This is a genomic window from Archangium sp., from assembly GCF_057119385.1.
The window spans coordinates 132,176-158,946 of the sequence record NZ_DBNGVP010000028.1 but is presented as its reverse complement, the minus strand read 5'-3'; the positions used below and the strand labels follow the sequence as shown (position 1 = coordinate 158,946).

General features: G+C 69.7%; 22 protein-coding genes and 1 pseudogene. 16 read left to right on the top strand and 7 right to left on the bottom strand.

Annotated elements, in window-relative coordinates; genetic code table 11:
• Positions 1–135: 135 nt before the first annotated feature.
• Positions 136–450, bottom strand: a complete 315-nt coding sequence (locus AC16DP_RS07800; RefSeq protein ID WP_329728646.1) for a hypothetical protein — start codon at positions 448–450, stop codon at positions 136–138.
• A gap of 367 nt (positions 451–817) precedes the next feature.
• On the opposite strand from AC16DP_RS07800, the gene AC16DP_RS07795 reads away from it, so the two are divergent.
• Together AC16DP_RS07795 and AC16DP_RS07790 are read left to right on the top strand one after the other, a co-directional pair.
• Positions 818–2,485 (top strand): serine/threonine protein kinase, encoded by a 1,668-nt coding sequence (locus AC16DP_RS07795; protein WP_329728645.1) that lies wholly within the window; start codon positions 818–820, stop codon positions 2,483–2,485.
• Between the two features lie 107 nt (positions 2,486–2,592).
• Positions 2,593–3,534, top strand: coding sequence for a DUF2381 family protein (locus tag AC16DP_RS07790; RefSeq protein WP_329728644.1), 942 nt, complete (start codon positions 2,593–2,595; stop codon positions 3,532–3,534).
• Positions 3,535–4,725: 1,191 nt separating this feature from the next.
• On the opposite strand, the gene AC16DP_RS07785 is transcribed toward AC16DP_RS07790, so the two are convergent.
• Complete coding sequence (locus tag AC16DP_RS07785; RefSeq protein ID WP_329728643.1) at positions 4,726–5,862, bottom strand: serine/threonine protein kinase; 1,137 nt, start codon at positions 5,860–5,862, stop codon at positions 4,726–4,728.
• Positions 5,863–6,187: 325 nt separating this feature from the next.
• Here AC16DP_RS07785 and AC16DP_RS07780 point away from each other — a divergent pair, with 325 nt between their 5' ends.
• The 9 genes from AC16DP_RS07780 to AC16DP_RS07740 all read left to right on the top strand — a co-directional run bounded on the left by AC16DP_RS07780 (position 6,188) and on the right by AC16DP_RS07740 (position 14,922).
• Positions 6,188–7,483 (top strand): chloride channel protein, encoded by a 1,296-nt coding sequence (locus AC16DP_RS07780; RefSeq protein ID WP_329728642.1) that lies wholly within the window; start codon positions 6,188–6,190, stop codon positions 7,481–7,483.
• A 247-nt stretch (positions 7,484–7,730) separates the two neighbouring features.
• Positions 7,731–8,975 carry a CBM96 family carbohydrate-binding protein gene (locus AC16DP_RS07775; protein ID WP_329728641.1) on the top strand — a complete coding sequence of 415 codons (1,245 nt, stop codon included), beginning with the start codon at positions 7,731–7,733 and terminating at the stop codon, positions 8,973–8,975.
• A gap of 19 nt (positions 8,976–8,994) precedes the next feature.
• Positions 8,995–9,621 carry a hypothetical protein gene (locus AC16DP_RS07770; RefSeq protein ID WP_329728640.1) on the top strand — a complete coding sequence of 209 codons (627 nt, stop codon included), beginning with the start codon at positions 8,995–8,997 and terminating at the stop codon, positions 9,619–9,621.
• Positions 9,622–9,666: 45 nt separating this feature from the next.
• On the top strand, positions 9,667–10,806 hold the full coding sequence (locus AC16DP_RS07765) for a hypothetical protein (protein WP_329728639.1): 1,140 nt from the start codon (positions 9,667–9,669) through the stop codon (positions 10,804–10,806).
• Positions 10,807–10,809: 3 nt separating this feature from the next.
• The gene (locus tag AC16DP_RS07760) at positions 10,810–11,280 is read left to right on the top strand and encodes an Imm26 family immunity protein (protein ID WP_329728638.1); all 471 of its coding nucleotides are present in this window, start codon (positions 10,810–10,812) and stop codon (positions 11,278–11,280) included.
• 132 nt (positions 11,281–11,412) lie between these two features.
• On the top strand, positions 11,413–11,697 hold the full coding sequence (locus tag AC16DP_RS07755; protein WP_329728637.1) for a hypothetical protein: 285 nt from the start codon (positions 11,413–11,415) through the stop codon (positions 11,695–11,697).
• 552 nt (positions 11,698–12,249) lie between these two features.
• Positions 12,250–13,257: a thiamine pyrophosphate-dependent dehydrogenase E1 component subunit alpha gene (locus AC16DP_RS07750; RefSeq protein WP_414640709.1), complete on the top strand. Its 1,008-nt coding sequence runs from the start codon at positions 12,250–12,252 to the stop codon at positions 13,255–13,257.
• 3 nt (positions 13,258–13,260) lie between these two features.
• Positions 13,261–14,319, top strand: a complete 1,059-nt coding sequence (locus AC16DP_RS07745) for an alpha-ketoacid dehydrogenase subunit beta (protein WP_329728636.1) — start codon at positions 13,261–13,263, stop codon at positions 14,317–14,319.
• Positions 14,320–14,430: 111 nt separating this feature from the next.
• Positions 14,431–14,922, top strand: a complete 492-nt coding sequence (locus AC16DP_RS07740; protein ID WP_329728635.1) for a GNAT family N-acetyltransferase — start codon at positions 14,431–14,433, stop codon at positions 14,920–14,922.
• A 44-nt stretch (positions 14,923–14,966) separates the two neighbouring features.
• Here the strand turns inward: AC16DP_RS07740 and AC16DP_RS07735 are convergent, their stop codons facing one another.
• On the bottom strand, positions 14,967–15,329 hold the full coding sequence (locus tag AC16DP_RS07735) for a TIGR02266 family protein (RefSeq protein ID WP_329728634.1): 363 nt from the start codon (positions 15,327–15,329) through the stop codon (positions 14,967–14,969).
• Positions 15,330–15,516: 187 nt separating this feature from the next.
• On the opposite strand from AC16DP_RS07735, the gene AC16DP_RS07730 reads away from it, so the two are divergent.
• Positions 15,517–16,377, top strand: a complete 861-nt coding sequence (locus tag AC16DP_RS07730; RefSeq protein WP_329728633.1) for a hypothetical protein — start codon at positions 15,517–15,519, stop codon at positions 16,375–16,377.
• 43 nt (positions 16,378–16,420) lie between these two features.
• A pseudogene (locus AC16DP_RS07725) lies at positions 16,421–16,837 on the top strand (MFS transporter); the annotation flags it as partial.
• A gap of 93 nt (positions 16,838–16,930) precedes the next feature.
• Here the strand turns inward: AC16DP_RS07725 and AC16DP_RS07720 are convergent.
• A complete protein-coding gene (locus AC16DP_RS07720) occupies positions 16,931–19,600 on the bottom strand; it encodes a phosphoenolpyruvate carboxylase (protein ID WP_329728632.1) in 2,670 nt (889 codons plus the stop codon).
• 199 nt (positions 19,601–19,799) lie between these two features.
• Here AC16DP_RS07720 and AC16DP_RS07715 point away from each other — a divergent pair, with 199 nt between their 5' ends.
• Both AC16DP_RS07715 and AC16DP_RS07710 read left to right on the top strand, forming a co-directional pair.
• Positions 19,800–21,488, top strand: a complete 1,689-nt coding sequence (locus AC16DP_RS07715; protein ID WP_329728631.1) for a peptidase domain-containing ABC transporter — start codon at positions 19,800–19,802, stop codon at positions 21,486–21,488.
• Positions 21,485–22,573, top strand: coding sequence for an efflux RND transporter periplasmic adaptor subunit (locus AC16DP_RS07710; RefSeq protein ID WP_483956664.1), 1,089 nt, complete (start codon positions 21,485–21,487; stop codon positions 22,571–22,573). Before AC16DP_RS07715 ends, AC16DP_RS07710 begins: the two co-directional genes overlap by 4 nt.
• A gap of 7 nt (positions 22,574–22,580) precedes the next feature.
• Here the strand turns inward: AC16DP_RS07710 and AC16DP_RS07705 are convergent, their stop codons facing one another.
• From AC16DP_RS07705 to AC16DP_RS07695, 3 genes are all read right to left on the bottom strand, one after another.
• Positions 22,581–25,139: a DEAD/DEAH box helicase gene (locus tag AC16DP_RS07705; RefSeq protein WP_329728630.1), complete on the bottom strand. Its 2,559-nt coding sequence runs from the start codon at positions 25,137–25,139 to the stop codon at positions 22,581–22,583.
• A gap of 109 nt (positions 25,140–25,248) precedes the next feature.
• Entirely contained in the window at positions 25,249–25,551 is a 303-nt protein-coding gene (locus tag AC16DP_RS07700) for a type II toxin-antitoxin system RelE/ParE family toxin (protein WP_329728629.1), read from the bottom strand.
• 47 nt (positions 25,552–25,598) lie between these two features.
• Positions 25,599–25,892: a type II toxin-antitoxin system Phd/YefM family antitoxin gene (locus tag AC16DP_RS07695; protein ID WP_329728628.1), complete on the bottom strand. Its 294-nt coding sequence runs from the start codon at positions 25,890–25,892 to the stop codon at positions 25,599–25,601.
• 228 nt (positions 25,893–26,120) lie between these two features.
• Between AC16DP_RS07695 and AC16DP_RS07690 the strand changes: the two genes are divergently transcribed.
• Positions 26,121–26,750, top strand: a complete 630-nt coding sequence (locus AC16DP_RS07690; RefSeq protein ID WP_329728627.1) for a TIGR02265 family protein — start codon at positions 26,121–26,123, stop codon at positions 26,748–26,750.
• Positions 26,751–26,771 lie beyond the last annotated feature (21 nt).

The window sequence follows — 26,771 nt, the reverse complement described above, 5'->3', positions numbered from 1 at the left end:
ATCTGCCCTGAATCACGGACGTGTTCACGCCGTCCCCCTGCATGGCGAGACGAAACAGCCACATCAGGGGCAACGGCAGGAGCACGACGAGCAAGGCGACAGGCACGATACGCCACTTCATGGATGAACCCACATTCACCATCGTTCTCTAGATGGCCGGCACTCTTTTGGGCATTGCTTCTTCTCGGCATCGGGCTTGCTCCAGAAGTTCTTGCCACATACCGCCATCCAGTATTCCTTTTCCATCCAGCACCCCGGCCTGCGCCAGGAGTCTTCAATCTGTTTGCGCACGGCCATGTCGATGGTACCGCCCCTACCGAAAGCATGCGGGCATCCCGTCTCCACGGCGAGCAACAGCACCAGCATCAGCAACCGTCCCGCATCAGTCACTTCCCTCCCGGACACGACGGTACCACCGGCCACCGGACCAACTAGCGCGGTGAATCCCACGGGAAGGTCATGCCGCCCAGGGGCTCCAACAGGGCTGTCTCCACCACGACCCAGCACCACTTCAACCGCTCTCCGCTCCGCGGGTCCGCCGGCAACGGCCGTGAAGCCGCGTGCTCCCACCGGCACCTCCAAGAACCGCTCGCGTGACCGCACCTCCGCACCTCCACACCGTCCGGTAGCTGGGCGGAGTCGAAGACGAACAGGCCCCCCGAGTCCTGGAGCATGCACGGCCTGGTGAACCTGCTAAGTTGAGGTTCCACGAGGTAGGCTCCGCATGTCCACACCCGCTCCTTCCCCCCTGCCCCACCCTCCCGTTCCCCCGTACGCAGGGGGCGCCCCGAACCCATGGGACGCGCCGCCACTGCCCGTGGGCACCCGGATTGGCGGGGACGTGGTGGAGGGGGTACTGGGCCGCGGCGGCTTCGCCACGGTGTACCGGGTGCGCAGCCCCGAAGGCTACGTGTCCGCCCTCAAGCTGCTGCCCCTGGACGAGGGCCCCGAGCGCGCCGCACGGGCCTGGCGCGAGGTGTCGCTGGGCACGCGTCTGTGCCATCCCAACCTGGCGCGCCAGCTGGGCGCCGGCCAGTGGCCTCACGACAAGCCACGCTTCGTCTGGGTGAAGTTCGAGCGGGTGGACGGCCCCACCCTGGAGGAGTGGGTGCCGGGACGCCGCCTGGACGAGGTGGTGGAGCGGGTGCTGGAGGTGGCGCGCGGCCTGGCGGTGTCACACGAGGCGGGCGTGGTGCACCGCGACGTGAAGGAGGCCAACATCCTGGTGAGCGCGAGCACCGGGCAGGCGGTGCTGGTGGACTTCGGGGTGGGCTGGCACCCGGCCTGCCCCACGCTGACGAAGGGGATGTTTCCCCCGGGCACGCTGCCCTACCGGGCCCCCGAGGCGTGGGCCTATGGCCGTGCACACGCGGGCGAGCCGGGCGCGCACTACCGGGCCGGGCCGGGAGATGACCTGTACGCGCTGGGGGTGGTGCTCTACCGCTCGCTGACGGGCCGCTTCCCCTTCTTGCCGGCCGAGCACGGGGGTGAGGACGTGGAGGCGGTGCTGCACCGCGAGCCGCTGCCGCCCCACCTCGTCAACCCGCGGGTACCGCTGGCGGTGGAGGCGGTGTGTCTGCGGTTGCTGGCCAAGACGCCCGAGGCGCGCTACCCGGGCGCCGTGGTGTTGTGCCGGGTGCTGGAGGAGTTGCGGGCCCGGACGGACGTGGACTGGACGCAGGTGCCGCGCCCGCGGCGGCGGCCCGCCGGGAAGTCGTGGCCAGGCAGGGCCAGGGTGCTGGCGGTGGGGGCGGTGGGGTTGGCCGCGGCGCTGGGGGCCTGGTGGCTCACTCCTGGCCAGGAAGTGGCGCCGGGCGGGCGCGCGCCGGAACCTGTGCGAGCCGTGGCCGCGCCTCCTTCCGGGGCGCCTCCTGCCCCGTCCACGGCGCCCCGAAAGGACAGTGCCCCCATGAAGCAGCCGCAGACGTCTGGCTCCCCGCCCGAAACCGCCTCCAAGCGCCGGGCCGCCGTGCGCAATGCGTGCCTGGGCCTCACCGGTGCCGCCCTCCAGGCCTGCCTGGGCGCCCCGCGGCAGGTGCCGCCCGACAGCCCCGCCCCGCCGCCCCAGGCCTGCCCCGCCGGGGCCGTGGAGACCATGACGCGCACGCTGGGCTTCCGCCTGGGGGAAACGACGAGCGTGGAGTGGTCCAGTGTGCGCGGCAGGCCCGTGCACGTGCAGGAGGACACTCCCGTGTACGTGGCTGGCAACTGGAACGCGGGATCGGATCGCTTCGGCGTGGGAGGCCGCTTCGCGCTGCCGGGTGACACCCGGCTCTCCGGGCGGCTCTACGTCAAGCAGGGGCGGGTGTACGGGCGCTTCACCGAGGCGCGCACGCCCGAGGGAGTGGTGTACCCGGTGTGCCTGGAGTTGTTTGATATTGGCTCCAGCACAAGCGTCGGGCTTCCCCTGGAGCCCGGCAGCGCACCGGGGAAGATGCTGGTCTCTCCCGTCGTGGGGGTGCGGGTGGTGGACCACTTCCCATAGGAGCGTCCCGGAGGCGGGACGGTGGCGGGCCGGACACGACCGGGCAGGAGCTGTGGTAGAGCCCCACTTCTCCGGTCCCGTCGACATTGCCGGGAGACTCCCGCCCCATGCCCCTGCTCCCCTCCGCCACCCTGTTGAGACTCGTATGGCTCGCTTCTCCCCTGGAGGCCGCCGTGCCGTCCACGCCGCCGGGCTGTGAGGCGGGGACGCGCCACCTGGAGCTGACGGAGGACACACCCCGCGAGGCGCTCGCGGTGTGCGTCCACCCGGGACTCCCCACCAACTTCTTCTTCGACACGAAACCGCGGCGTGTGGAGTTGGCCGGGCGGGAGTGGTTCCGGGTGATGGAGGCCGAGACGGGCCTGGTGCTCGTGCCCACGGTGGCACTGGGAGACGGGGAGCGCGTGCCGTTGACGGTGTATTTCCAGGATGGCATGGCCCCGGCGAGCGCCCGTTTCGTCCTGGTCGTGCACCCGTCCGAGGCCGCGCGCCTGGTGGAGGTGACACGCCAGCCGCGCACGCTCGCCTCCTACCGGGAGGGCGAGCGACAGGCCCTGGCGGAAGCACGGCAATGCCGGGAGGACAAGGCGAGGCTGGAGACGCGGTGCGGCGGGCAGGTGGGGCTCCTGGGCCTGGTCGCCCAGGGAATGCTGGGCGAAGGCGGTATCAGCAGCAAGGACATCACCAGGAGCGTCACCTCGCGCCCGGGCAACACGCTCACCAGCACCCAGGCACTCAGCTACCGCTCCGCTACCACGCGCAGGGAGGACGGACGCAAGCGGGTGCGGTTGGTGGTGGAGCAGGAATTGCGGAACACCGGGAGCACGCCCTGGACGCTGGCGGGGGCGGTGCTGGTGGGGCCCCAGGGCGTGGAGTGGGAGGTGCTTGGCGTGTGGCAGCCGGAGCCCATTGCCCCGGGAGAAAAACGCTTCATCGGGGTGGAACTGGAGATGGAGGAGGCGGCGGCGCGCGGCACCTTCACCCTGAAGCTGTGGGGCCAGGAGGCGGGTGGTGGAGGCCAGTTCTTCGACGGCGTGAGCTTTCCGTGAATCGGCCAGGCGCTCGCTCCCGGAGGAGCGGGGAAACCATCACCTGCGCCAGGCACCGGTCATCAACCCCTGCTATTCGGACCGGGAAGTCGGCAGGCACACCCAGGGTTGGCTCGAGTGCCTGCGACCACAGGCGAAGCCCGGGGCACAGACCGGTGGCCCTCCGGGGTCGCAGGCCTTGCGGCACCGGAACAGATAGCAGGCGGTCCCCTCGGGACAAGGAGCGTCCTCCGTGCCACCACAATCGCGCAGGCACTCCATCCACACCTGATCGGCGGGCGGGAGGTCGCCATAGACTTCGCATTGCTGGCCTTCGGGGCAGGGGGTCCGCTCGCAATCCGGGCCATGGATCCTGGCGCAAATCGAGACATCCGCTGCAATCCCCACACATCGCTGCCCTTCAGGGCAGACAAGTCCCTCGCAGTTCGGCAGGCAAGAGGGTCCATCGGGGCCGTCAGCACAAAAGAAACCCGTGGGGCAACTCGCGGGGTCCTCCAACCGGCAAGGGCGGCCACATCGGGTTTGACACAACAGGCCGCGCTCGCAACCCTGCTCGCGCGTGTTGGGGAGCCTCTGGCACGACTCTCCTTCTTTTCGGACTCCCACCAGTGCGCAGCCACGAATCCGGTCCTTCCCATTACCCACATCAAAGGTGCGGCAGGCGAATTCCTCGGAGCACTGGAGATCCGTCATGCACCTGCTGTCGGCACAGAAGCTTCGTCCAACGCGCTCATTGAAGAAGCAGCGAAGAACCGGGTCGCAGTCCTCGTCCGTGTTGCAGTCACGTTCGTAGGTAGGCAACCCGTGGCGCTCCTCACGCGTGAGCATGGGAACGAGGCTCTTTGCTTTGGCTGGTAGGGGGCCCTTCACGGAAATCATCATGGGAGCCGTGAGCAGCCACACGAGCGGCAAGGGAATGAGCAACCCCAGCACAAGGGCCAGGAGCGTGCGCCATTTCATGACCTGCACATGACCTCCCCATCACCCAGGTTTTCACTCAACAGGTTGGCACGCCTTTGGGCACCGGAGTCTTTCTTCGCGCGTCTTGTCTTTGAAGTCCCTACACTTCTCGTTCCACTCCTGAAGATCCATCCGACAGGATGACTTCCATGCGCCGGCGCCCTCCCACATGTTCTTCTCTATCTCCCCGGGTCCTGAAGCGGCACCGCCACGGCCACACGCACCACCTTCTCACCGTCCTCCTTGCGTCAAAGGTACCGGAGCAGGCCCGGGACGCCATGCTCCCGCCAGGAGCCCCACGGCCAGCACCAGGCCCCCCACCAGGAGCGCCACCACCGCCGCGCGGCGCAGCACTTCCGGCAACGGGCGCCCCATGGGAAACAGGGCCCGCGTGGTGGTGGCGGTATCCATCGAGCGCGGCCTGGCCGCCGCCGGCCGGCCCGCCTCCTCCAGTCCGCTGGCATGCAGCGGTACCCGCCAGGAGTCTCCCGCGCCGGCCATCAACCGCTTCAGCTCCTCGCAGAACGCCTCGGCGCTGGCGGGGCGTGCCTCCGGCGTCTTCTCCAGCAGCTTCATGCACAGGGCCGCCAGGTCCCGGGGCACGCGGGGGTTGAGGATCCGCGGTGGCAGGGGCTGGCGGTGGATGACGGCCTGGACGAAGTCCTCCCCTTCCTCGTGCTCGAAGGGATGGCGGCGCGTGAGCTGCCGGTAGAGCATCACCCCCACCGCGTACAGGTCATCCCCCACGCCCGCCCGGTAGCTCGCCCCCTTCTGGTGGCCATGCGCCCGGGCGTGGCGCCAGGCCTCGGGACTGCGGTAGGCGGGCGTGCCCGGGGGAAACACGTCCCGGGTGGCGGAGGGAGCGTGGGGGTAATCGGCCGCGCCGAAGTCCAGCAGCACCGCCTCCCCATCGCTGTCGCGGATCATCACGTTGGAGTCCTTGACGTCGCGGTGCAGCACTCCGGCCGCGTGGGACACCGCCAGCGCACGCCCCACGCCCAGCAGCTTGTCCCCGAGTCCCAGGGCGTCCACGTCGTCGCGCCGGCCCCACATGTCCAGCGGCTTGCCCTGGATGAAGGACAGCTTCAGCCACAGCCACTCGTGTCCGTCCTCCCGCCAGTGGCCCGAGCCCCACAGCTCCACCACGTTGGGGTGATGCGGCCCCATGCGAGCCAGGGCCCCGAGCTCACGCCAGCCCCACTCCGCGGTGGGCTCCAGCGAGATGAACTTGAGGGCGAAGCAGCGGCCGCTCCGCGCATCCCGCGCCCGATACACCACGCCGTAGCCCCCCGCGCCCACGAGCTCCTCCACCACCAGCCCGCCCACCTCCGCGCGCGGCGGCAGCTCGGGCATCCTCCACTCCTCCATGACGACTCCTCCGCGAGTCCGCGAGTCCGCGGCGCTCGTGCGAGCGGGGCGGACGCGGCGCTCAACCTATCAGGTCATCGCGCCACTCCCACCGGCGAGGTGGGGCACGAGCCGTCCGTCCCGCCAGGCCATCCCCGCGAGATGGGGGGCTCGGGACGCATCACTCGTTGACGTCAACGAGCGGAATCACACATGAACACACCTATTCACACGGCACTCATTGACGTCAACGAGTGCGGGCGATGTGCCATCGGGTACGAGCGAAGACGGTTATAACGGCCCCCCCGGGCGCCAGTCCGCGAGGGCCATCCTTGGGAGACGAGTGGTGAGTCTGGACAAGCGCGCACGTTCCTTCGGCCAGTGGCTCGTGCTCGGCTCCGTGGTAGGCGCGGTGTGCGGCGTGGCATCGGCGGTGTTCCTCTACCTGCTGGACGTGGCCACGGACGTCCGCACCCGGCACGAGGTGCTCGTCTACACCCTGCCCCTGGCGGGCCTGGCCATTGGAGCGCTGTACGGCCGGTGGGGCACACCCATCCGGGGCGGCAACAACCTCGTCATCGACACGGTGCACGAGGGCGACAAGCAGATTCCCCTGCGCATGGCGCCCATGGTGTTGCTGGGCACGGTGCTCACGCATCTCTTCGGAGGCAGCGCGGGGCGCGAGGGCACCGCCGTGCAGATGGGGGCGAGCCTCGCCGATGCCGTGGCCCACCGCTTCCGCGTGTCACCCGCCACGCGCCGCGAGCTGCTCGCCGCCGGCATCGCCGGGGGGTTCGGCTCCGTCTTCGGCACGCCCATCGCGGGCACCGTCTTCGGGCTCGAGGTCGTCTGCGTGGGGCGCATGAGCTACGAGGCGCTCGTGCCCGCGCTGGTGGCCGCGGTGGTGGGAGATCTCGTCACGCGCGCGCTCGGCATCCACCACACGCTCTACCCCACCCCGGCGGCACTGCCCCTCTCGCCGCAGGTGCTCGGCAAGTGGCTCGTCTTCGGCGCCGTGGTGGCGCTGGTGGCCGTGGTGTTCGTGGAGGGCGTGCACTTCCTCAAGAAGCGGCTGGAGAAGTCCGTACCGTCGCTGCCCCTGCGCATGGCGCTCGGCGGGGCCATGGTGGTGGTCCTGTGGAAGCTGGTGGGCACGAGCGCGTACCTCGGCCTGGGGGTGCCCACCATCGAGCGGGCCTTCGTGGACCCTACCCTGCCCTCCAGCGCCTTCGCCCTCAAGCTGCTCTTCACCGCCGTCACGCTGGGCGCGGGCTTCCTCGGCGGCGAGGTGACTCCCCTCTTCTTCGTGGGCGCGGCGCTCGGCAACGTGCTGGCGCGGGTGCTCGGCCTGCCGTTGGACCTGGCCGCGGGCGTGGGGCTCGCCGCGCTCTTCGGGGCCGCGGCCAACACCCCGCTGGCGCTGTCCCTCATGGCGGTGGAGCTGCTCGGCGCGGGCGTGCTGCCCCACGTCGTCATCGTCACCGTCACCGCCTACCTCCTCACGGGACAGCGGAGCATCTACCCGTCGCAGCGGATTGCCCGCCTCAAGCACGGCGGGCCCCTGCTCTCGCGGCTGGTGCCCCTGCGGGACGTGGAGTCTCCTCCAGACAGGTCGCCACCCGGCACCCCGCCGGAGGAGTGAGCCGGCCCTGGCTGCGTTCGCTCCCCACCGCCGTGGGCGATTCCACCTGGTGGGAAGCCTGCTTCCGCACCTCGGGAGCGCCCTTCCCTGGCTCGTCCCGCCCCCTGCGCCGCCCTCATCCCCCAGGGCAGTTGCGCATCCAGAAGGCCTCACTCCACCTGGGCACATCCGGTGCACGCCCTCACGCAACCTCTTGGGTGAAAGGCGTGGCATGCGGCGGAGACTCGGGTGGAGCGGGCGATGGGCAATGGGACTGGTGGGGCTGACGCTGCTGACCCACTGTGGCGGTGCTCCGGAGGTGGAGGAGCGGACCACCGGAGAGCCCGCGCGAGGGGCCTCCACCCAGACCCAGGGCCTCTCCACGACACTCACCTTCGGGGCGAGCGCGGATGCCCGGGTGGAGGCGGACTCGCCCGCGAGGAACTTCGGGAGCTCGAGCAGCCTGGGCGCGGACCTCTCGCCAGACGTGATGGAGAGCTACCTGCGCTTCCGCCTCAGCGGGGTGACGGGGACGGTGACGCGGGCGGCGCTGCGGCTGTACGCCTTCGACGGCACCCCGGACGGGCCGCGGGTGTTCCGCTCCGGGGGGAGCTGGACGGAGGGCGGCCTCACCTGGAACAACCGCCCCGCCCCGCTGGAGGGCCCGCTGGATGACAAGGGCGCCATCTCCAGTGGCACCTGGGTGGAATTCGACGTCACGCGGGCCGTGCGCGGCGATGGCGAGGTGAACCTGGCCGTCATCGCCACCTCGGGCAACGGGACGGACTTCTCCTCCCGGGAGAGCAGCCGGACGCAGCTGCGGCCGCGGCTCGTCGTCACCGTGGAGCCCACTCCCCAGGTGCCGCCCGAGTGCCTGCCGCGCCTGGACACCTTCCTGTTCGGCGCCAGCCCCATGGAGGACGGCTTCGTCTCCAGGAACGAGCCGGACCGGAGCTTCGGCGACGAGCCGGAGCTGCTGGTGGATGGCTCGCCCCGGCTGGAGTCCTACCTCGAGTTCTCCGTCACCACCGAGGGCCTGCGCGTGCGGGAGGCGAGGCTGGAGCTCTCCGCCTTCGACTTCACGCCGGATGGGCCGGTGCTCTACCGCGCCAGCAACGGGTGGAACGAGGACCTCACCTGGAACACGCGGCCGGGCCTCCTGGAGGGCCCGCTCGGCGACCTGGGGGAGATCAACGCCGGCACCCGGGTGGCGTACGACGTGACGGGGGTGGTGGACGCCGACGGCACCTACAGCTTCGGCCTCCTGCCCGGGTCGGGCAACGGCGTGGACTTCTACTCGCGGGAGGAGCCCCGGAGCGAGCTGCGCCCGAGGCTGAGCCTCACCCTGGAGACGCCCCTCTTCTGCTCCTACCGCGGAGCGGGAGGCGGCAGCACCCGGTGGGTGCGTCACTACGGGGGCCAGGGCAACGAGCGCCTCCATGCGCTGGCCACCGCGCCGGAGGGGGGCTTCGCCGCGGCGGGCCTCTTTGGAGGGTCGCCCTTCCCGGATTGAGAGGGCCTCGCGCTCGCTCTTGTTCGCGGGCCGGGCGAGCCCCCGGACGGACCTCGGAGATGGCGCCCTCGGCGAGAACGCCCCGTTCATCGCGAAGTACAGCCCCTCGGGGAGCCTGCTGTGGAAGCGGGTATTCAGCGGCGCCGGGGGCGCCATCTCCGGGGTGCGGCCCCAGGGCGCGGACCGGGTTGTCTTCGCTGGCAACCTCGCGGGCACCTTCACCTTCGCGGGGGAGAGCTTCTCCAGTCCCCCGTCCCAGCCCGGTGGCTTCCTGGGTGCACTCACCCAGACGGGAGCGGACCTCTGGATAGGGGACCTGGGGATGGACGTGCGGCTGCGCGAGCTCGCCGTGGGGGCAGACGGAGCGCTCACGGTCCGGGGCCTGGGCCTGGAGGAGTTCGATGCCGGAGGGGGTCCGCTGGGCGTCGGCCAGAGGGTCAGCCTGCTGCCCTTCGTGGCGCGCTACTCGCCGGAGGGCGAGCACCGCTGGTCCCGAGCCTTCGACCGGGGGCTCTCACCCCACCTGGGGCTGCATCCGGAGGGAGCCGTGCTGCTGGGCAGCGACTTTTCGTTTTGGTCCTTTCTTGGTCCCCTTGGACCCCTCGCCGGGCGAAAAGTGGCGAGTCCTTCGCCCCTCGTTCTGTAGTGTCAAGTGGGTCTTTCCAATGGAACCACCTCCTGGAGTCGTTGCATGCCATGCCGGTTGGCGCTGCTGACATGCCTGTTGCTCGTGGGGTGTGGCGGCGCCACGCAAGCAGTCCGCCCCGCCACCGTCCAGAAGAGGTTCTGCGTCTACCTACCGCACCGGGGTGCCGCGACGGCATTCGATGAAGGTGACGGCAACCAGACCGCCACGCTCGCGCCGGAAATGCACGGGGTGGGCTCACCGACGGTGCCGCTCACCCCACCGCCGCCCCCGCCGCTACAAGGACTCGCTGGCGAGGGCCTGGGCAGTGGCATACCCCGCGGCGCTCTCCGGCTGGTGCCACAAGGGGGTATCGCTACCGCAGAGGCGGGAACCGGCGCCGTGGCGGGAGAGGCGCTCGTGACGGGGGGCGCGGCCCTCGCCGCCGCCGGCAGTGTGCTCCTGGTCTGCTTGACGGTCACGGCGGCTGTGAACGGGACGGAGACCCCCATCGACATCGCGGACAATTTCTACGGGACGCACTTCGGCGATGCTTTGGGATGGTTACAGGGCCGGTATACGGCCAGGGACACCGGGCCTGCTCGAGCCATTGAGCTCCATATCTCCATCAACCGCGCCACTGACGGCACCGTGACGGTGGAAACCCATGCGCCCGAGCCCCAAGCCGCCCCCGCGCCCACCTCCCGTGTTGCGCCCACGGTCTGGCCAGATTCGCGACGCGGCAAGGAAGACAAAGGGAAACGCGGCCGTCTGTACGTGACCTACAGGAAAATCAACAAGACAACCAACCGCTACTACTCAGGGCGAACCAGCATGGTCGTCGACCTCAACGCGCCCCTCGAAGTCCAGGCAAATCTGGCCGTCAGGCTCCGGAACATGAATCATCACATCGACGAGACCGGGGAACCGCGAGCTGTTCAATCCAATCCCGCGCAGCTTGACGAGTTCGACGTTGGAACCGCCATCGACTACGAACAGAGATATGACGATCCAGCCTACTGGCGGATTCGCGGAAGAGAGCAGCAGATGATTGATTTCCACGGGGGGGCCCAGTCCGACACTGGCAGACCCTATCGGACCGAAAATGTCGTCCGAGCTGTGGCGAAAGACAACCCGCGCGGTCGACGGTTCCACGATGCCGCCACCACACGTTGGGGTCAGCTCCACCCCTACACAGGACACTAGGAGATGAGGTCAAAATATAAGCCAGGCTCGTTTTTGAGGATTCCCCTCGCCGATGGCTCATTCGGCTATGCGAGGACGCTCGAACCACCGTTTGATGCCTTTTACGAGTATAGAACCGCAGAGCCGGACGCGGATCTGGACCGAATCGCATCCAAGCCGACCCTCTTCAGAGTTGTCGTTAGCCTCCCCTATTCGGATTCATGGAAGCTCATTGGGTGGAGAAAGCTTGAAGAGCATTTTTCTCAACCCATCGTCCAATACAGGCAAGCAGTGGGCCCCTTCGGCCGCTGCACGGTTTTCGACAATCTTGGAATGGTGCGGCAGGCGGAGCCTCACGAGTGTCTCGGACTCGAGCCCTCGGCTGTCTGGGACCCGCATTCTGTCGAGGAGCGTCTGCTGGACACATTCATGGGGCGGCCCAACGAGGCGTTGGAGCACATGAAAGCAGAGCTGCGAAACAGGATACCGAAGTGAAAGGAGTGGCCCTGCTCGGACTGGCCTCAGCGCCCAAGGGTGAGACCCACCTCGCCTCCCGGGTTCACCTGGATTCTCTCGCTGATCGACAGCCCGTTGGCACCGATGGGGTCCGCCTGGAAGCTGACCCAGTTGGTCGAGATGTACGGCGCCCCCACGCGCCACACGGAGGACTTCGAGGAGCGCGGGTTCGTGCTCGTGGACCGCTACACGAAAACCCAAGACAACATTCGGGGACTCGACGTGATCAGCGGGACCTGCCTCGTCCTGTTGATGGAGGGAAGGCTGGCCGAGCTCGAGCGATCGGGCATCATCTATACGGAGATGGACGGAGAGTGGACCGCGACGATGCGATTCACGACCCCGGAAGAGGCGGTGACCCGATGTGGCCTCGAATCCTGCATGGCGGCTCCGTGAGCGCGGCCAGCCGAGACCCCGAGACCCTGAAGAGTGGAAGCGGCGGGAATCGAAGCCGCCGCCGGAGGTGTCCGACGCAAGCTGGCCCTGGGATGGTGGTGACGGCGGACGCGGCGGGCGGCACGTTCAACCGGTGCGCGGCAGGGAGCCCAGCTCCCGCACGCAGTGCCTCACCCATGGCGGAAACGGCGCGGCGCATGTCGTCGGGCGTCACGGCGCCGATGCAACCGACACGGAAGATAAGCTCCACCGTGTCGTAGAGAAGCGTGCTCGCCAGTGCCGGGGACGCAGTGGCGCCGAGGTTGCCCTCGGCCCTCTCTGCGGCGCCGCCCCGCTCGCCGCCCCATCAGCCGGTCTGTTGGTTGCCAGCAGCCTTCCCGGCGCGGGTGCGGGCCCACTCACGCGGTGCGTGAAGAGCCCGTGCCGCGGCCTCCGCCTGTGCCGCAGCGCGGCAATGCCGGAGGCCATGAACACGCCCCGGGGTGCTTGAGCTTCCGGGCCGCCTTTGGGGTATAGGGGGCCCGTTCTTCACCCCTGACTAGAGAGACGCGCGTGCCAAAACCCCGCCTCCTCAACCGCGAAGAAGAGTCGCTCCCGCTCGAGCGGGAATTGCTGGTCCGGATGCACGACCTGATGGTGAAGGCGCGCGTCCTCGAAGAGCGCCTCATCCAGATGTACAAGCAGGGCCACGGGTACTTCTGGATCGGCGGCCCGGGCGAGGAGGCCTTCAACGTGCCCCTCGGCCTGCTGATGAAGAAGGGCCAGGGCCCGGCCTACGACTACCTGCACGGGCACTACCGCCAGTCCGCCACGATGATGGCGCTGGGCGAGGAGCCCATCGGCGCGATGCGGCAGATGAAGAACGTGGCGACGGACCCCTACTCGGGCGGCCGCAACTTCGCGGGCCACTTCTCCAAGCGCGAGTGGAACATCGCCCCCGTGTCCTCCCCCATCGAGATTCAGTACGTGATGGCCCCGGGCACCGCGCTGATGCAGAAGCGCCACGGCGGCGACGGCATCACCATCGTCACCGGCGGTGACGCGGGCACGGCCGAGGGCGATTTCGCCTCGTGCCTGGTGTGGAGCTCGCGCAAGGGCAACGAGCTGCCCGTGCTCATCATCGTCACCAACAACAAGTGGGGCATCTCCACGTCGGCCGAGGGCCAGCACGGCGAGACGAACGTGGCGGATCGCGGCAAGGCCTTCAACATGCGCACCAAGACGATCGATGGGAACGATCCCATCAACGCGTACCTGGAGCTGCAGGAGGCCTTCGAGTACGTGCGCAAGGAGCGCAAGCCCTTCCTGATGGAGGCGATCGTCTCGCGCCTCTACGGCCACTCCTCCGCGTCCGGCGCCAACATGGTGGGCAACGAGCAGGACTGCCTGACCGCGTTCGAGGCCCGGCTCGAGAAGCACGGCATCCTCACGCGCAAGGAGATGGACGAGGTGCGCATCCGCTACACCGAGGAGATGGCCGCCATGGCCCGTCAGGTCATCGAGGAGCCCATGCCCGGCCCCGAGACCATCTGGAACCACATCTACGCGGAGAGGAAGTAACCCATGGCCAACATGGCACAGGCCGTTCGCATGGCCCTGCACTACGCCGAGGAGCACCTCGGCGTCACCGACATCTTCGGCGAGGACGTGGGCCCTCCCCTGGGTGGCGTCTTCACCGCCACGCAGGGCCTCAAGACGGCGTGGAACACGCCCCTGGACGAGCGCGGCATCATCGGCATGGCCATCGGTCTGGCCATGGCCGGCGGCAAGCCCGTCGCGGAAATCCAGTTCGTCGACTACATCTTCAACACCATCGATCTGCTGAAGGTCGCCGGCAACACGTGCTGGGCCACCCACGGGGACTGGAACATCCCCATGGTGGTGAAGACGCCGGTGGGCAGCGGCATCCGCGGCTCGCTCTACCACTCGCACTCCTTCGACGCGACGGCCACGCATATTCCCGGCTGGAAGATCGTCATCCCCTCCAACCCGCTGGATGCGTATGGCCTGATGATCTCCGCCTGCCAGGAGCTCAACCCGGTCATGTACCTGGAGCCCAAGGCGCTGTTGCGCATCAAGGGCGAGGAGCGGATTCCGGGCGAGCCGGACAACGACAAGCTGCTGTCGAAGATGATCGACGCGCCGCTGGGAGACCGCTCGCAGTGGAAGCCGCAGTGGCCGGAGGGGCTGGAGGCATACGCGGTGCCCATCGGCAAGGGCAAGGTGGTGCGCGCGGGCTCGCAGGTGACGGTGGTGAGCTACGGCCGCACGCTGCCCCTGTGCAAGAAGGCCGCGGACGACCTGGCCGCCGAGGGCGTGGACGCCGAGGTCATCGACATGCGCACCCTGTGGCCGTACGACTGGGAGCTCATCAAGGGCTCGGTGGAGAAGACGGGCCGCGTGCTGTACGTGAACGAGGACACCGAGGTGACCAACTTCGGTGAGCACCTGGTGCGCCGCACGGTGGAGGAGCTCTTCTACAAGCTGATGGCGCCTCCCCGCCTGCTGGCCGGCAAGTTCATCCCGGGCATCGGCCTGGCGGACGCGCTGGAGATGGCCTCGGTGCCGCAGCAGGGGGACATCACCGCCGCCATCCGCTCGCTGGCGGGCGAGCAGCCCTGATTCTCGTACCTGGAGAAACGATGTAGGCACGTGAGGGTGGCCCGGAGAAAAGTCCGGAGCCGCCCTCTGCCTTTGCGAGGTTGCCCGCGCCTTGAGTAGAGTGTGTGGGCCGTGCAACCGACGCCAACCAGAACCCCTGCCCCGGACGCTCCCCCCTTCCGTATCCGCCGCGCGCGCCGCGGTGACGCCGAGAGCCTGGCCTCGCTCCTGCGCGAGATGGGCTACGCCCATGGCTCGGACGCGCAGACGGTCCACTGGGTCATCAGCCATCCCGAGATTGAAATCTTCGTGGCGGCGGACACGCAGGATCGCCCGGTGGGCATGGTGTCGCTGTCGCACCGGCCGCAGCTGCGGCTGCGCGGGCGCATCGCCACGGTGGACGAGCTGGTGGTGACGGAGAGCTGGCGGCGCCGGGGCGTGGGCCGGGCGCTCATGCAGCAGGTGCTGGAGCGGTGTGGCGCGCGGGCCCTGAGCGTGAAGCGGCTCGAGGTGAGCGCCTACGCGCTGGAGGAGCTGCGCACCTTCTACGTCTCCTGCGGCTTCGTGCAGGTGGACAACCTGGTGATGCGCCACGCGGACCTGGAGCGTCAGCACGGGCAGTAGCGCACCACCCGGCGGGGCCCTCGCAGGCCCCGCCCCGATTCAGCTCAACGCTTGAAGCTGGCCACCACGCGCTGCAGGCGGACCTGGTCCGCCTCGGAGACGCCGACGAAGCGCACGCCAATGGCCTCGGCGTCATCGCGCACCCACGAGATGATGCCCTCGAGGTCGAAGTCCTCGCCGCTCACCGTCATCTGCAGGCGGACGTGAGAGCCGACGTCGTAGGAGCGGCGCGTGCGCAGGCACAGGCCTCCCGCCGACAGGTTGAGGGAGTAGGCGCGCAGGGCGCGCGCGGCGTCCTCCGTGTCCTGGAAGCGGACATCGAACGTGGCCGTCACCCGCTCGTGGGCCCTCCGGTTGGCCCCCGCCACCGCCGACATCTCCGCAGCCTCGGCCGTTTTCATGGTCATGCGCACTGATTCCCTCGGGCGTGTTTCGGATGGAAGCCCCGGGTGCGGAAAACCGCCGCTCCAGGACTTCGTCAGGTCGCCAAGTGTCCGCTGTCCCCCACGTCTTGTTCAAGGGGGGCCCGTTTCTCCCGGGACGTCTTATTAGTCCCGTTCGTCACTCCAGCAGGGGCCAGGAATGCGGGCGAACGTGATTCTGTTGAGCGGTGTCCTCGTGGTGGGACTGATGGCCGGTGGCTGCCGCAACGGCAGTGGAGGCCCGGGGAGCGACGCGGGGGTGGTGGATGCCGGGAACGGGGGTGGCGGGGACGGAGGGACGCCGGGCCCGGATGGAGGGACGGCCACGGCCTGTGACGTGGCGGGGCAGCAGGGCTGTGAGGCGGGTGCGATCTGCCTGCGAGGCGTGCTGGAGGATGGCGGACAGGGGAATCGCTGCTTTCCTGGTGAGTGTGACCCGGTGGCGCAGGGCTGCCCGGCGGGGAACAAGTGCACCTACATACGCCAGGGGAGCGTGACGAGCCGCCGCTGCGTGCCGGACGGGACGGTGGCGGAGGGCGGGGCCTGCACCAGCACCGCGACGCCCGAGGGCGACTTCTACGACACGTGCAAGGCGGGGCTGTACTGCACGGATCACGCGGAGCCGGACGGAGGCACCGCGTTCACGTGCGAGAAGTTCTGCCGCACCGGTGAGCAGTGCACGGCGCCGAAGGATTGCACCGAGGTGCTGCGCTTCACGGGCTCGGACGAGCTGCCGAGGGTGTGCGGGGAAGCGGTGTCTGCATGCGATCTGCTGGCGCAGGGCTGCGCAAGCGCGCTGGGGTGCTACCCCTCGCTGGAGAGCGGGCCGGTATGCGTGACGGCGGGGACGGTGGAGGACGGAGCGGCGTGCACGTACTCGAATGACTGCCGGCCGGGGAGCGCGTGCGTGACGAACGGAGCGGGACGCGCGTGCCGCGAGCTGTGCCGATCACCCTCGGGAGAACCAGGCTGCACGTCGGGACACTGCGAGCCCCTGCAGGACTTCGCGGGAGTGGGAGCCTGCGTGCCGTAATTTCCCCTCTCCCCCCCGGAGAGGGACGGGGTGAGGGTATCGGGTGGGCGTGGCGGGCGCTGTCGCCGCGCCGCTCGCGGGCCGCTACGCCGACACGCGCGGAGACCGGCGCGTCAATGCGCTCGCCATTGGCATCCTGCTGCTGTCCTTCGGGGTTCTCGGTGTGGTGGGGCAGTCGCTGTGGGGACTCGCGCTCGGAGTCGTGCTCCTCGACCTGGGCGCACAGGCCAACCACATCTCCAACCAGGCCCGTGTCTACGCGCTGCGACCCGAGGCCCGGAACCGGCTCAACACCGTCTACATGGTGACGTACTTCGCCGGGGGTGCCTCGGGCGCGTGGTGGGGGAGCATGGCCTGGAGCCGCTGGGGTTGGCCCGGCGTCTGTGCCGTGGGCGGGGCCATGGCGCTCGCGGGATTGGTGGCCCTGGGATTCGCGGGGTCGAGACGTACGGCGGGGTGACCGGGCAGCGGAACGGGGACAGATACCCTCACCCCGACCCTCTCCCGAGGGGAGAGGGAGGAGGTGTTCGGGTCCGTTCACGGCAGCTTCACTTCACCCCGTGTTGCGCATGCCCGCGGCGATGCCGGCCAGGGTGAGCAGCAGGGGGCGATCCACGTTCGCCGCCCCCGCCCTCTTGCGCCGCAGCAGCTCCACCTGGAGGAAGGACATGGGGTCCACGTACGGGTTGCGCAGGGCGATGCTGTCACGCAACTGCCGGTTGCTCTCCAGGATGCGCGCCTCGCCCGTCACGCGCATCACCCAGCGGCGGGTGCGTGCGTATTCGGCGCGGATGCGCTCCCACAGCGGACGCGTCGACTCCGGTGCCAGCGCCGCGTAGCGCGACGCGATGGCCATGTCCGACTTCGCGAGCACCATCGCCACGTTGTCGATCACCGTGTGGAAGAAGGGCCACTGGCGGTACATGCGCTTGAGCTGCGCGAGGCCCTCGGGCCGCGAGCCGTACTCCTCCAGCGCCGTGCCCACGCCGTACCACCCCGGCAGGATCGCCCGGTTCTGCGTCCAGGCGAACACCCACGGAATGGCGCGCAGGGACTCCAGTCCTCCCGCGGCGCGCTTGCTCGGCCGCGAGCCGATGGGCAGCGCGGCGATCTCCTCAATGGGCGTGGCCGCCTGGAAGAACGGCACGAAGTTCGGGTCCTCCCACACGAGCCCCCGGTAGGCGCGGCGGCCCAGCTCGGCCAGCTCGTCGAAGGCGGCGCGGAACGGGGCCTCCTCCTGGGCCGCCACGCGCGGCTGCGCGTCCAGCGAGTGCAGCAGCACTCCGCTCAGCACCAGCTCCAGGGTGCGCCGGGCCAGCTCGGGCCGGGCGTACTTGTGATCCAACGCCTCGCCCTGCTCGGTGGCCTTGTACGTGCCCGCGACACTCCCGGGCGGGAGCGCCAGGATGGCCTCGTGCGCGGGGCCGCCGCCGCGGGCCACCGTCTCACCGCGTCCGTGGAAGAGCCGCAGCTGCACACCCGCCTCGTGCGCCACCTGGGTGAGCGCCGTCTGGGCCCGGTAGAGCGCCGCGCTGGCGGCCAGCAACCCCACCTCCTTGCCCGAGTCGCTGTACCCCACCATCACCTCCTGCACGCCACGGGCCTGCAGGTGCTTGCGGTACTCGGGGTGGGCGAACAGCTCGCGCAGGACCTTGGGCCCGTCATCGAGCGCGCCGAGCTGCTCGAACAGCGGCACCACGTCCACGGTGGCGCACCCGCGGGCCTCGTCCCACAGGCCGGACTTGCGCGCGCACGTGAAGGCCGCGAGCACGTCCTCGGCGGTGGAGGCCATCGACAGGATGAGCGTCCGGCAGCACCCCTCACCGGACTCGGCCTGGGCCTCGCGAATCCGTTGCAGCACGGCCAGCAGCCGCGCGCCGCCCACGGTGGGCGTGGGTCCTCCGTCCAACGACGCGGCGGCGCTCCGGGCGTCCTCGGCGGGCGCGCGCGCCTCCAGCTCGGCCAGGTGGAAGCCCATGACCCGCACCCGGGCGATGAGCCGGCGCACCTGCCGCAACCCGGCATGCCTCGACTTCGCGTCGATGAGCGAGCGCTCGAGGAGCTCCAGGTCGCTCAACATCTCCGCGGGCGAGCGGTAGGCGGCGGGAGCCAGGGGCTCGGTCCGGCCGGCGCGGCGGCCCTCGACGTACTCCAGGGCGGCCTGGAGCCGGGCCTCCATGAAGCGCAGCTTGCGGCGCCAGGGCTCGCCCGTGGTGCGCGAGCCATAACGGGCCATCACGTCCGGCAGCTCCGTGGCGTCCTTCTCGAGCGAGGCCCGCAGCTCCTTCGACACATAGGCATGCGGCTCCGCCTGGGTGAGCACCCAGCCCAGCCGGTACACCTCACCCAACAGGGCGCGCAGTCCGCGGGCACGGTGGGCGCGCAGCGTGTCCGCGAGCACCTCGGGCGTCACCAGCGGGTTGCCATCCATGTCTCCGCCCACCCACGAGTGCAGCCGCACCGGGGTCGCGAGCACACCCAGCGGCTCCCCGAAGGCGCGCTCGAAGGACCAGTCGAGCGTCTCCGGCATGAGCGCGAGCTGATCGGCGAGCACCTCCTCCACGTACCAGAGGACGTTCTTCACCTCGTCGCCCACGGTGGGCCGCTCGCGGCGCAGCTCGTCCGTCTGCCAGAGGGCGGTGATCTCCTCGCGCATGGACTCGAGGGTGTCGGCCTTCTCGCGAGGCGTCAGGTGGCCGCGGTCGCGCTCCTCGAGCAGACGCGCCAGGTGGTAGACCTTCTGCAGCATCGTGCGGCGCGCCGCCTGGGTGGGGTGCGCGGTGAGGGTGAGCGTCACCCGCATGGAGACGAGCATCTCCCGGACACGCGAGGCGGGGATGCCCGCCTGCTTCAGCGCCTGCATCACCGCGTCGAGCGAGCCGCGCTGGGGGCCCTGGGCTCCACCGGAGGCATGCTCGCGGGTGCGGCGGATGCGGTGGTGCTGCTCGGCGAGGTTGGCCAGGCGGAAGTAGGTGGAGAAGGCGCGGAGCACGGGCTCGGCGCGCTCCAGGGGCATCTCCCGGAAGAGCGCGGCGAGCTCCGCGGCGGCGGCGCGGCGCTCGGTCTTCGGCCCGCGGCGGCGCTGGATGGAGAGGCGCCGGACGCGCTCCTCCAGGTCGAAGAGGGCCTGGCCCTCCTGCTCGATGAGGACTTCGCCGAGCAGCCGGCCCAGGAGCCGGACGTCCCGGCGCAGCTGCGGATCCACGTGACGGATGGGAGGCATACGGGGCGCGACCCTAGTGCCACTTCCGCCCCCGGTCCACGGCGGTGAGAGAACACGCCCTCCAGTCGCACCCGGCGTCGGCGGGACGACAACGGCGGGCCGCCCACGCGCTCCACGCTTGGCGGGCAGCGGGGAGATGCACACGGTGCGAGGCCACCTTCCGCGAGAGGACGGAGGAAGGTGGGGGGAATGAGCGGACATGGCGCATGCAGCGGACGCCCCCACGCCCTGGCAGCGGCTGCGGGCGGTGATGGCCCCGGAGCGGGGTGACCTGTGGGTGGTGCTCCTCTATGGCATCGCCGTGGGCGTCCTGTCGCTGGTGGTGCCCATCGCCGCGCAGTCGCTCGTCAACACCGCGGCCTTCGGGACGTTGTTGCAGCCGGTGGTGGTGCTCGCGCTGGTGGTGTTCGGAATGCTGGTGCTGGCCGGTGGGCTCCGGGGCATCCAGGTGGCCGTGACCGAGCGGCTCCAGCAACGGCTCTTCGCGCGCATGGCCATCGACGTGGCCTGGCGGCTGGCGCGCACACGGCAGGAGGCCTGGGACGCGCACCGGGGCACGGAGCTGGTCAACCGCTTCCTGGACGTGATGACCATCCAGAAGGCCACCGCGCTCATCCTCCTGGACGGCTTCGCGCTGGTGCTGCAGTCGGTCATCGGGATGGTGCTGCTGGCCCTCTACAGCCCCTTCCTGCTCGGCTTCGACGTGCTGCTGCTGGCGGGCATGGCCTTCGTCATCCTCGGCCTGGGGCGGGGCGCGGTGCGCACCAGCGTGGAGGAGTCCTACCGGAAGTACGAGGTGGTGGCCTGGCTGGAGGAGCTCGCCCGGGTGCCCATGGCCTTCACCGGGCCCCACGGCGCCGCGCTCGCGCTGCGGCGGGCGGATGATGTCACCGTGGCCTATCTCGAGGCGCGCCAGGGCCACTTCCGGGTGCTGCTGCGGCAGGTGCTCGGCTCCCTGGCGCTACAGGCGCTCGCGAGCTCGCTGTTGTTGGGGCTCGGCGGGTGGCTGGTGGTGCGCCAGCAGCTCACCCTGGGCCAGCTGGTGGCCGCCGAGCTGGTGGTGACGCCCGTGGTCTCCAGCTTCGCGAAGATCGGCAAGTACCTGGAGAGCCTCTACGACTTGCTGGCCGCGGTGGACAAGGTGGGGCACCTGTTCGACCTGCCGCTGGAGCGCGAGGGCGGCGAGCCCCTGCCCGGCAAACAGACCCCTGAAGAGGCGCATCCGGCGTCCCTGCGCCTGCAGGACGTGACGCTGGCCGCGACGGGAGCGGAACGCCCCGTGCTGAAGGGGGTGACGCTCGAGGTGGCTCCGGGCAGCCGGGTGGCGGTGATGGGGCGGCACGGCGCGGGAAAGAGCCAGCTGACGAGTCTGGCGCTCGGCCTGCGCACGCCCACGCAGGGGGCGGTGGAGCTGGATGGGGTGGACCTGCGGGAGGTGCGGTTGGAGGACATGCGCTCGCAGGTGGCGCTGGTGCGGGGCATCGCCCTGTTCGATGGGACACTGCTGGACAACGTGCGGATGGGCCGGGAGGAGCTGTCGCTGCACCAGGTGCGTGAGGCGCTGGCGGCGGTGCGTCTGCTGGAGGAGGTGGCCGTACTGCCCGAGGGCCTTCAGACGTGGCTGAGCGGAGGCCACCTGCCCCTGTCCACCGGACAGGTCCAGCGGTTGATGTTGGCCCGCGCGCTGGTGGGGCGGCCCCGGCTGCTGGTGCTGGACGAGGCGCTCGACAGCCTCGAGGCGTCCGTGCGCACGCAGGTGCTGGACACGGTACTGGCGCCCGGGGCGCCCTGGACGGTGCTGCTCACCACGCACATCCCCGAGCTGGCCGCGCGCTGCGATCGGGTCCTGCGGCTGGAGGACGGGCGGCTGGAAGAGGTGCGGCCTTGAGCATGAAATACCGGGTGCCCCTGGAGGATCCGCGCGTGCGTGCCTTCGAGCGGGTGCGGCCCCTGGGCTTCGCCCGGAGGCTGGCGCGCTGGCTGGGCGTGCTCTTCCTGCTGCTCGCCGTGGCGCTGGCCTTCATCCCCTGGCAGCAGACGGCCCATGGCGAAGGCCACGTGGTGGCGTACTCGCCCACGGAGCGGCAGCAGCGCGTGGACGCCCCCGTGGCGGGGTGGCTCGAGGAGTGGTTCGTCCAGGAGGGCACGCACGTGCGGCAGGGAGATCCCATCGCGCGCATCGCGGACAATGATCCGAAGCTGATGGAGCGCCTGCGGGCGGAGCAGCAGGCGGCCCAGGCCGCGGAGGCCGCCGCCGGACAGGCGCTGGAGACGGCACGCCGCGACGTGACCCGCCAGCGCCGGCTGCTCGAGCAGGGGCTCTCCGCGCGCAAGCAGCTCGAGGAGGCACAGCTCAAGGAGGCGAGCATGCTCAAGGATCTCACCGACGCCCGGGCGGCGCGGGCGCGCATCAACACGCGCCTGGCCCAGCAGGGACGCCAGCAGGTGACGGCTCCGCGTGACGGCACCATCCTCCGCCGCACCGCCGGCGCGGACACCATCTACATCAAGCAGGGCGAGGAGCTCGCCATCCTCGTGCCGGACACCCGCTCTCAGGCGGTGGAGCTGTGGATGGACGGCAACCACCTGCCGTTGCTCGCGAGCGGCCAGGAGGTGCGCCTGCAATTCGAGGGGTGGCCCGCCCTGCAGTTCAGCGGTTGGCCCTCGGCGGCGGTGGGGACGTTCGGCGGGCAGGTGGCCATCATCGACGCGGGCACGGAGCGCCCCGGCCAGTTCCGTCTCCTCGCCGTTCCCTCCCCCGGAGCGGACTGGCCGGACAGCCGCTGGTTGCGCCAGGGCGTGCGCGTCCACGGCTGGGTGATGCTGGGCCAGGTCCCGCTCGGCTACGAGCTGTGGCGGCGCTTCAATGACTTCCCGCCCACGCTCCCCACCCCTCCGAGCAAGGAGGCCAGGGGTGGGAAGGAGGCGGAGAAGGACACCGCGGCGCCAGACGAGGGCGCCGGAAAGAAGTGAGGCCGCGTCAGGTCCCGATGCGGCGCAGGGTGAGCAACGGACCGTCGTCCACCTTGCGTCCGGTGAGATCGATCACGCAGTCGAGCATCCAGTCGGCATGGCCCTCGGGGTCGAGGATCCGCTGCTGGGCCTCCCACTGCCGCTCTCCCGTCTCCTTGAGGAAGGTGTGGGCCGGCCGGCGCGCCTGCGGGGTGAGCACCACGCTCTTGTACTCCTCGAAGTAGGGCGTCATCGCCTCCCCGAGCTTCGTCACCGTCCACTGCTCCCCGCCCTCCTCCTGCCGCAGCAGCGCCAGCGCGTCCGGGTAGCGCCGGTAGGCGAGCGCCCGCAGCAGCCGGTGCAGCTCGTTGCGCACGTGCGCCGCGAAGGCCCGCGGATCGTCCGTGAGATCCTGCGGCTTGCGGTCCGGAGCCTCGGCCCGGCGCACCACCACCTCGCCGGGGTTCTTCATCCGCTCCCACTCCTCCAGGAGGCTCTGGTCCACGTAGCGGATCATCGCGCGCAGCCACTCGATGATCTCGTTGACCTCCTGGTTGCGGTAGCGCTCGGGCACCGTCTGGGTGAGCGCCTTGTAGACGTCACCCAGGTAGCGCAGCAGCACGCCCTCGCTGCGCTGCAGGCCGTACTCGCGCACGTAGTCGTGGAAGGACAGGTAGCGCTCGAACATGTCGCGGACGATGGACTTGGGCCGGATGTTCTCCGCGCCCACCCACGGGTGCTTCTCCGCGAAGGCGTTGAAGGTGGTGTAGATGAAGTCCCGGTTGGGCTTGGGCCACTCGAGCTTCTCCAGCTCCTCCATCCGCTGGTCGTACTCCATGCCCTGGGCCTTCAGCTCGTTGATCTTGTTGCCCTTGAGCTCGTGCAGCTGGGCGTAGAGCACCACCTCCGGGTTCTCGCAGATGGACTCCACCAGCGTCACCACGTCCAGCGCGTACGTCTCCGCCTCGTGGTCCAGCTTGTTGAGCGTGTCCAGCAGGTAGAGCGACAGCGTCTGGTTGAGCGAGAAGTCCCGCTGCAGCCCCGGCGCCACCGCCACCGTCGCGCCCGAGCCGCCCTCCCCCTTCTGCACGAGCACCAGGCCCGCGTTGCGCAGGGTCCGGAAGCACGCCGCGGCCTCCTTCAGGTTGCGGCGCTTGATGTACTCCGAGCCGTGCGAGCGGAAGATGAGCCGCACCAGCCGCTGGTACCCCTCGGCGCCGCCCACCATCTCGCTCTGCAGCAGGTTGAGCAGGAAGCCGTGCGTCACCTCGAAGCGCGACTCGAGCGCCTCGGGGATACCGCCCTGCAGACGCTCGAAGGTGTTCTTGTCGTAGTTGACGAAGCCCTTCTGCGGCGGAGGCTTGCGCGGCAGGCGCTTGCCACCCTTGGCCTCCTTCTGGGCGATCTTCACGTTCTCGATGACGTGCTCGGGGGCCTGCGCCACCACGCTGCCCTGCGTGTCGAAGCCCTTGCGGCCCGCGCGGCCGGCGATCTGCTGGAAGTCGCGCACGCTCAGCGTGGCCAGCTTGTCGCCGTTGAACTTGAAGAGCTGCGTGAAGAGCACCGTGCGGATGGGGATGTTCACCCCCACGCCCAGCGTGTCCGTGCCGCTGATGACCTTGAGCAGGCCCGTCTGCGCCAGCCGCTCCACCAACAGCCGGTACTTGGGCAGGAGGCCCGCGTGGTGCATTCCAATCCCGTGGCGCAGGAAGCGCTGGAAGTCCTTGCCGTAGGGCGTGTCGAAGGGAGCCTCCATCAGCGCCTGCCGGATGGCCTCCTTGTCCTCCTTGGTGGAGAAGTCCACGCTCATCAGGTTCTGCGCCTGCTCGGCCGCGGCCCGCTGCGAGAAGTTCACCAGGTAGATGGGCGCCTTGTTCTGCCGGATGAGGTCCTGGAGGGTCTCGTGCAGCGGCGTCTCGCGGTACTCGAAGTCCAGCGGCACCGGGCGCTGCGCGCTGCGCACACTGGCCACCTCGCGGCCGGTGAACTCCTGCAGCCGCTCCTCGATGAGGTGCGTGTCCCCGAGCGTCGCCGACATCATCAGGAACGTGGTGCGCGGCAGGGTGATGAGCGGAATCTGCCAGGCGATGCCGCGCTCCTTGTCCGCGTAGTAGTGGAACTCGTCCATCACCACGTAGTCCGCGCTCAGCGTGGCGTCGCGCAGGGCCAGGTTGGCGAGGATTTCGGCCGTGCAGCAGAGGATGGGCGCCTCGCGGTTGATGGCCGCGTCGCCGGTGAGCAGGCCCACGTTCTCCGGTCCGAAGGCCTCGCACAGCGCGAAGAACTTCTCGTTGACCAGCGCCTTGATGGGACAGGTGTAGTAGGACACCTTACCTTCGGCCATGGCCTTGAAATGGAGGGCCATGGCGACGAGCGACTTGCCCGAGCCCGTGGGGGTCTTGAGGAACAGGTGCTTGCCGCCGAGGAGCTCGAGGATGGCCTCCTCCTGCGCCGGGTAGAGGGACAGGCCGGTGGACTCGACCCAGCCGACGAAGCGGCTGAGGATCTCATCGGAATCCAGGGGACCCTTCGAGCGGTCGGGCAGCAGCGCCGCGAGCGGCGCACGGGAGGTTTCGATCGTCACCATTGGTCAGGACTCTAGGCGGGAGGGCAGGCCGCCATCCGGGAAAAGTGCATGACGGCGTCCGAGGCCATCCCTGGTCAACGAAAGGAGTCCGACCCCCATTCCGGCCCCATCAGGGCTCTTCATCCCCGGCGAGGAGCTCTCCGGGGAAACGGCGATGGCCCTCGAAAACCGTGAGGATTTCAATCGTCTGCTCCCGGACGCGGTAGACGACCCGGTACGCCTTCCGGAACACCTCCCGCACCTCCTCGCGCCGCAGCTCTGGAACGACACGCCCGGCGAAGGGCGTGGCCGCGGCGGACTCGGCGGTGGCGATGAGCAGGCCCACCCATCGCTCCGCGGCCATGGGGTTGTCCGCGGCGATGTAGTCGCCAATCGCCCGCAGATCGTTCAGGGCGCGCTCCGTCCAGACCACGTCACGCGAAGGGCACTCCTCCGGCGCTGGTGGTGGCTTGCGCTGGCTCACCTGGGCTCGGACTTCCGGTACCGCTGCTTCATCTCGGCCACGACGGCTTCATGTGAATGGACCCGTCCGGACTCCGCGTCTTCGAGCCCCTCCTCCACGGCCGCGACGAAACGAGCCCGCTCCATCAAGCTGTCGAACGATTGGGGCGAGAGCAGGACACCAGCGGGCTTGCCGTTCTGGGTGATGACCAGCGGCTGCCCGGACTCCCCGATGCGCCGCAGCCATTCGGATGCCTGAGCCTTGAAGTCGCTGACCGGAACGATGTCATCGGACACACGAAGTGGACGCATGGATGAACCTCCTGATGGTCTAAACGTTAGTCCGAATCCGGTCCGTTAACAGTCCCCCTGACACACTCCCACACCCCCGCACCTGTGCCACCCGTCAAACCGGAGCGCACGGGGTGTTCCAGGCTCACGCCGAACCCACGGTTTTTGTTCACTTCACGTGCATAAGTGCACGCAGCCTGAACAGGCATGTAGCGTGGACGGCCGCCGACCGGATATACCAGGGGGCCTATGACCGGCGACAAGCTCGTCTATGCAGGGACCGTCGAGGCGCTTTTCCTCAAGGCACTCGAGAACCGACTCACGCCCGCGTGCCGTCTGCGCCTGCGTGAGGCGGGCCTCGACCTGGAGCAGAAGCTAACCCCCACCTACACGCTCGAGCAGTGGAAGCACTTCCTCCGCATCGCGGCGGACCACATCTACGCGGGCATGCCCGCCGAGGCGGCGTACTACTCCCTCGGTGAGCGCTTCATGGATGGCTACTTCTCCACCCTCTTCGGGCGGGCGCTGCTGGGCGTGGCCCGGCTGCTCGGTCCCCGGAGGGCGCTGACGCAGGCCCGGCTCTGTTTCCGGACCAGCACCAATTGCAGTGAGGTGCGAATCGTGGAGCGGGGGCCGACCGAGGTGGAGTTCTGGCTGACGGATATCGGCGCGGATCAGCCGACCTTCGTGGCCGGAGCCCTGGCCCGCGCGGCCGAGCTGTCCGGCGGCCAGCGCGTCGCCGTCGTCCCCGAGGGCTTCGACGGCCAGTCCGCCACCTACCACGTGCGCTGGTCCGAGCAGGCCGACGCCGCCGTCTCGCCCGAGCTCGCCGCGCGCGGCTCCGCGGCGGGTCAGGCCTCGACCCGGCCTCCGGCGTAGTCCCGAAGCACCTCCAGGGGC

Excerpts from the sequence above, each read along its gene's own strand:
- AC16DP_RS07745 (WP_329728636.1), top strand. The coding sequence starts at position 13,261 with ATGGCCAACATGGCACAGGCCGTTCGCATGGCCCTGCACTACGCCGAG.
- AC16DP_RS07760 (WP_329728638.1), top strand. The coding sequence starts at position 10,810 with ATGAGGTCAAAATATAAGCCAGGCTCGTTTTTGAGGATTCCCCTCGCC.
- AC16DP_RS07765 (WP_329728639.1), top strand. The coding sequence starts at position 9,667 with ATGCCATGCCGGTTGGCGCTGCTGACATGCCTGTTGCTCGTGGGGTGT.
- AC16DP_RS07735 (WP_329728634.1), bottom strand. The coding sequence starts at position 15,329 with ATGACCATGAAAACGGCCGAGGCTGCGGAGATGTCGGCGGTGGCGGGG.
- AC16DP_RS07705 (WP_329728630.1), bottom strand. The coding sequence starts at position 25,139 with ATGGTGACGATCGAAACCTCCCGTGCGCCGCTCGCGGCGCTGCTGCCC.
- AC16DP_RS07715 (WP_329728631.1), top strand. The coding sequence starts at position 19,800 with ATGGCGCATGCAGCGGACGCCCCCACGCCCTGGCAGCGGCTGCGGGCG.
- AC16DP_RS07690 (WP_329728627.1), top strand. The coding sequence starts at position 26,121 with ATGACCGGCGACAAGCTCGTCTATGCAGGGACCGTCGAGGCGCTTTTC.
- AC16DP_RS07775 (WP_329728641.1), top strand. The coding sequence starts at position 7,731 with ATGGGACTGGTGGGGCTGACGCTGCTGACCCACTGTGGCGGTGCTCCG.
- AC16DP_RS07695 (WP_329728628.1), bottom strand. The coding sequence starts at position 25,892 with ATGCGTCCACTTCGTGTGTCCGATGACATCGTTCCGGTCAGCGACTTC.
- AC16DP_RS07720 (WP_329728632.1), bottom strand. The coding sequence starts at position 19,600 with ATGCCTCCCATCCGTCACGTGGATCCGCAGCTGCGCCGGGACGTCCGG.
- AC16DP_RS07790 (WP_329728644.1), top strand. The coding sequence starts at position 2,593 with ATGCCCCTGCTCCCCTCCGCCACCCTGTTGAGACTCGTATGGCTCGCT.
- AC16DP_RS07785 (WP_329728643.1), bottom strand. The coding sequence starts at position 5,862 with ATGGAGGAGTGGAGGATGCCCGAGCTGCCGCCGCGCGCGGAGGTGGGC.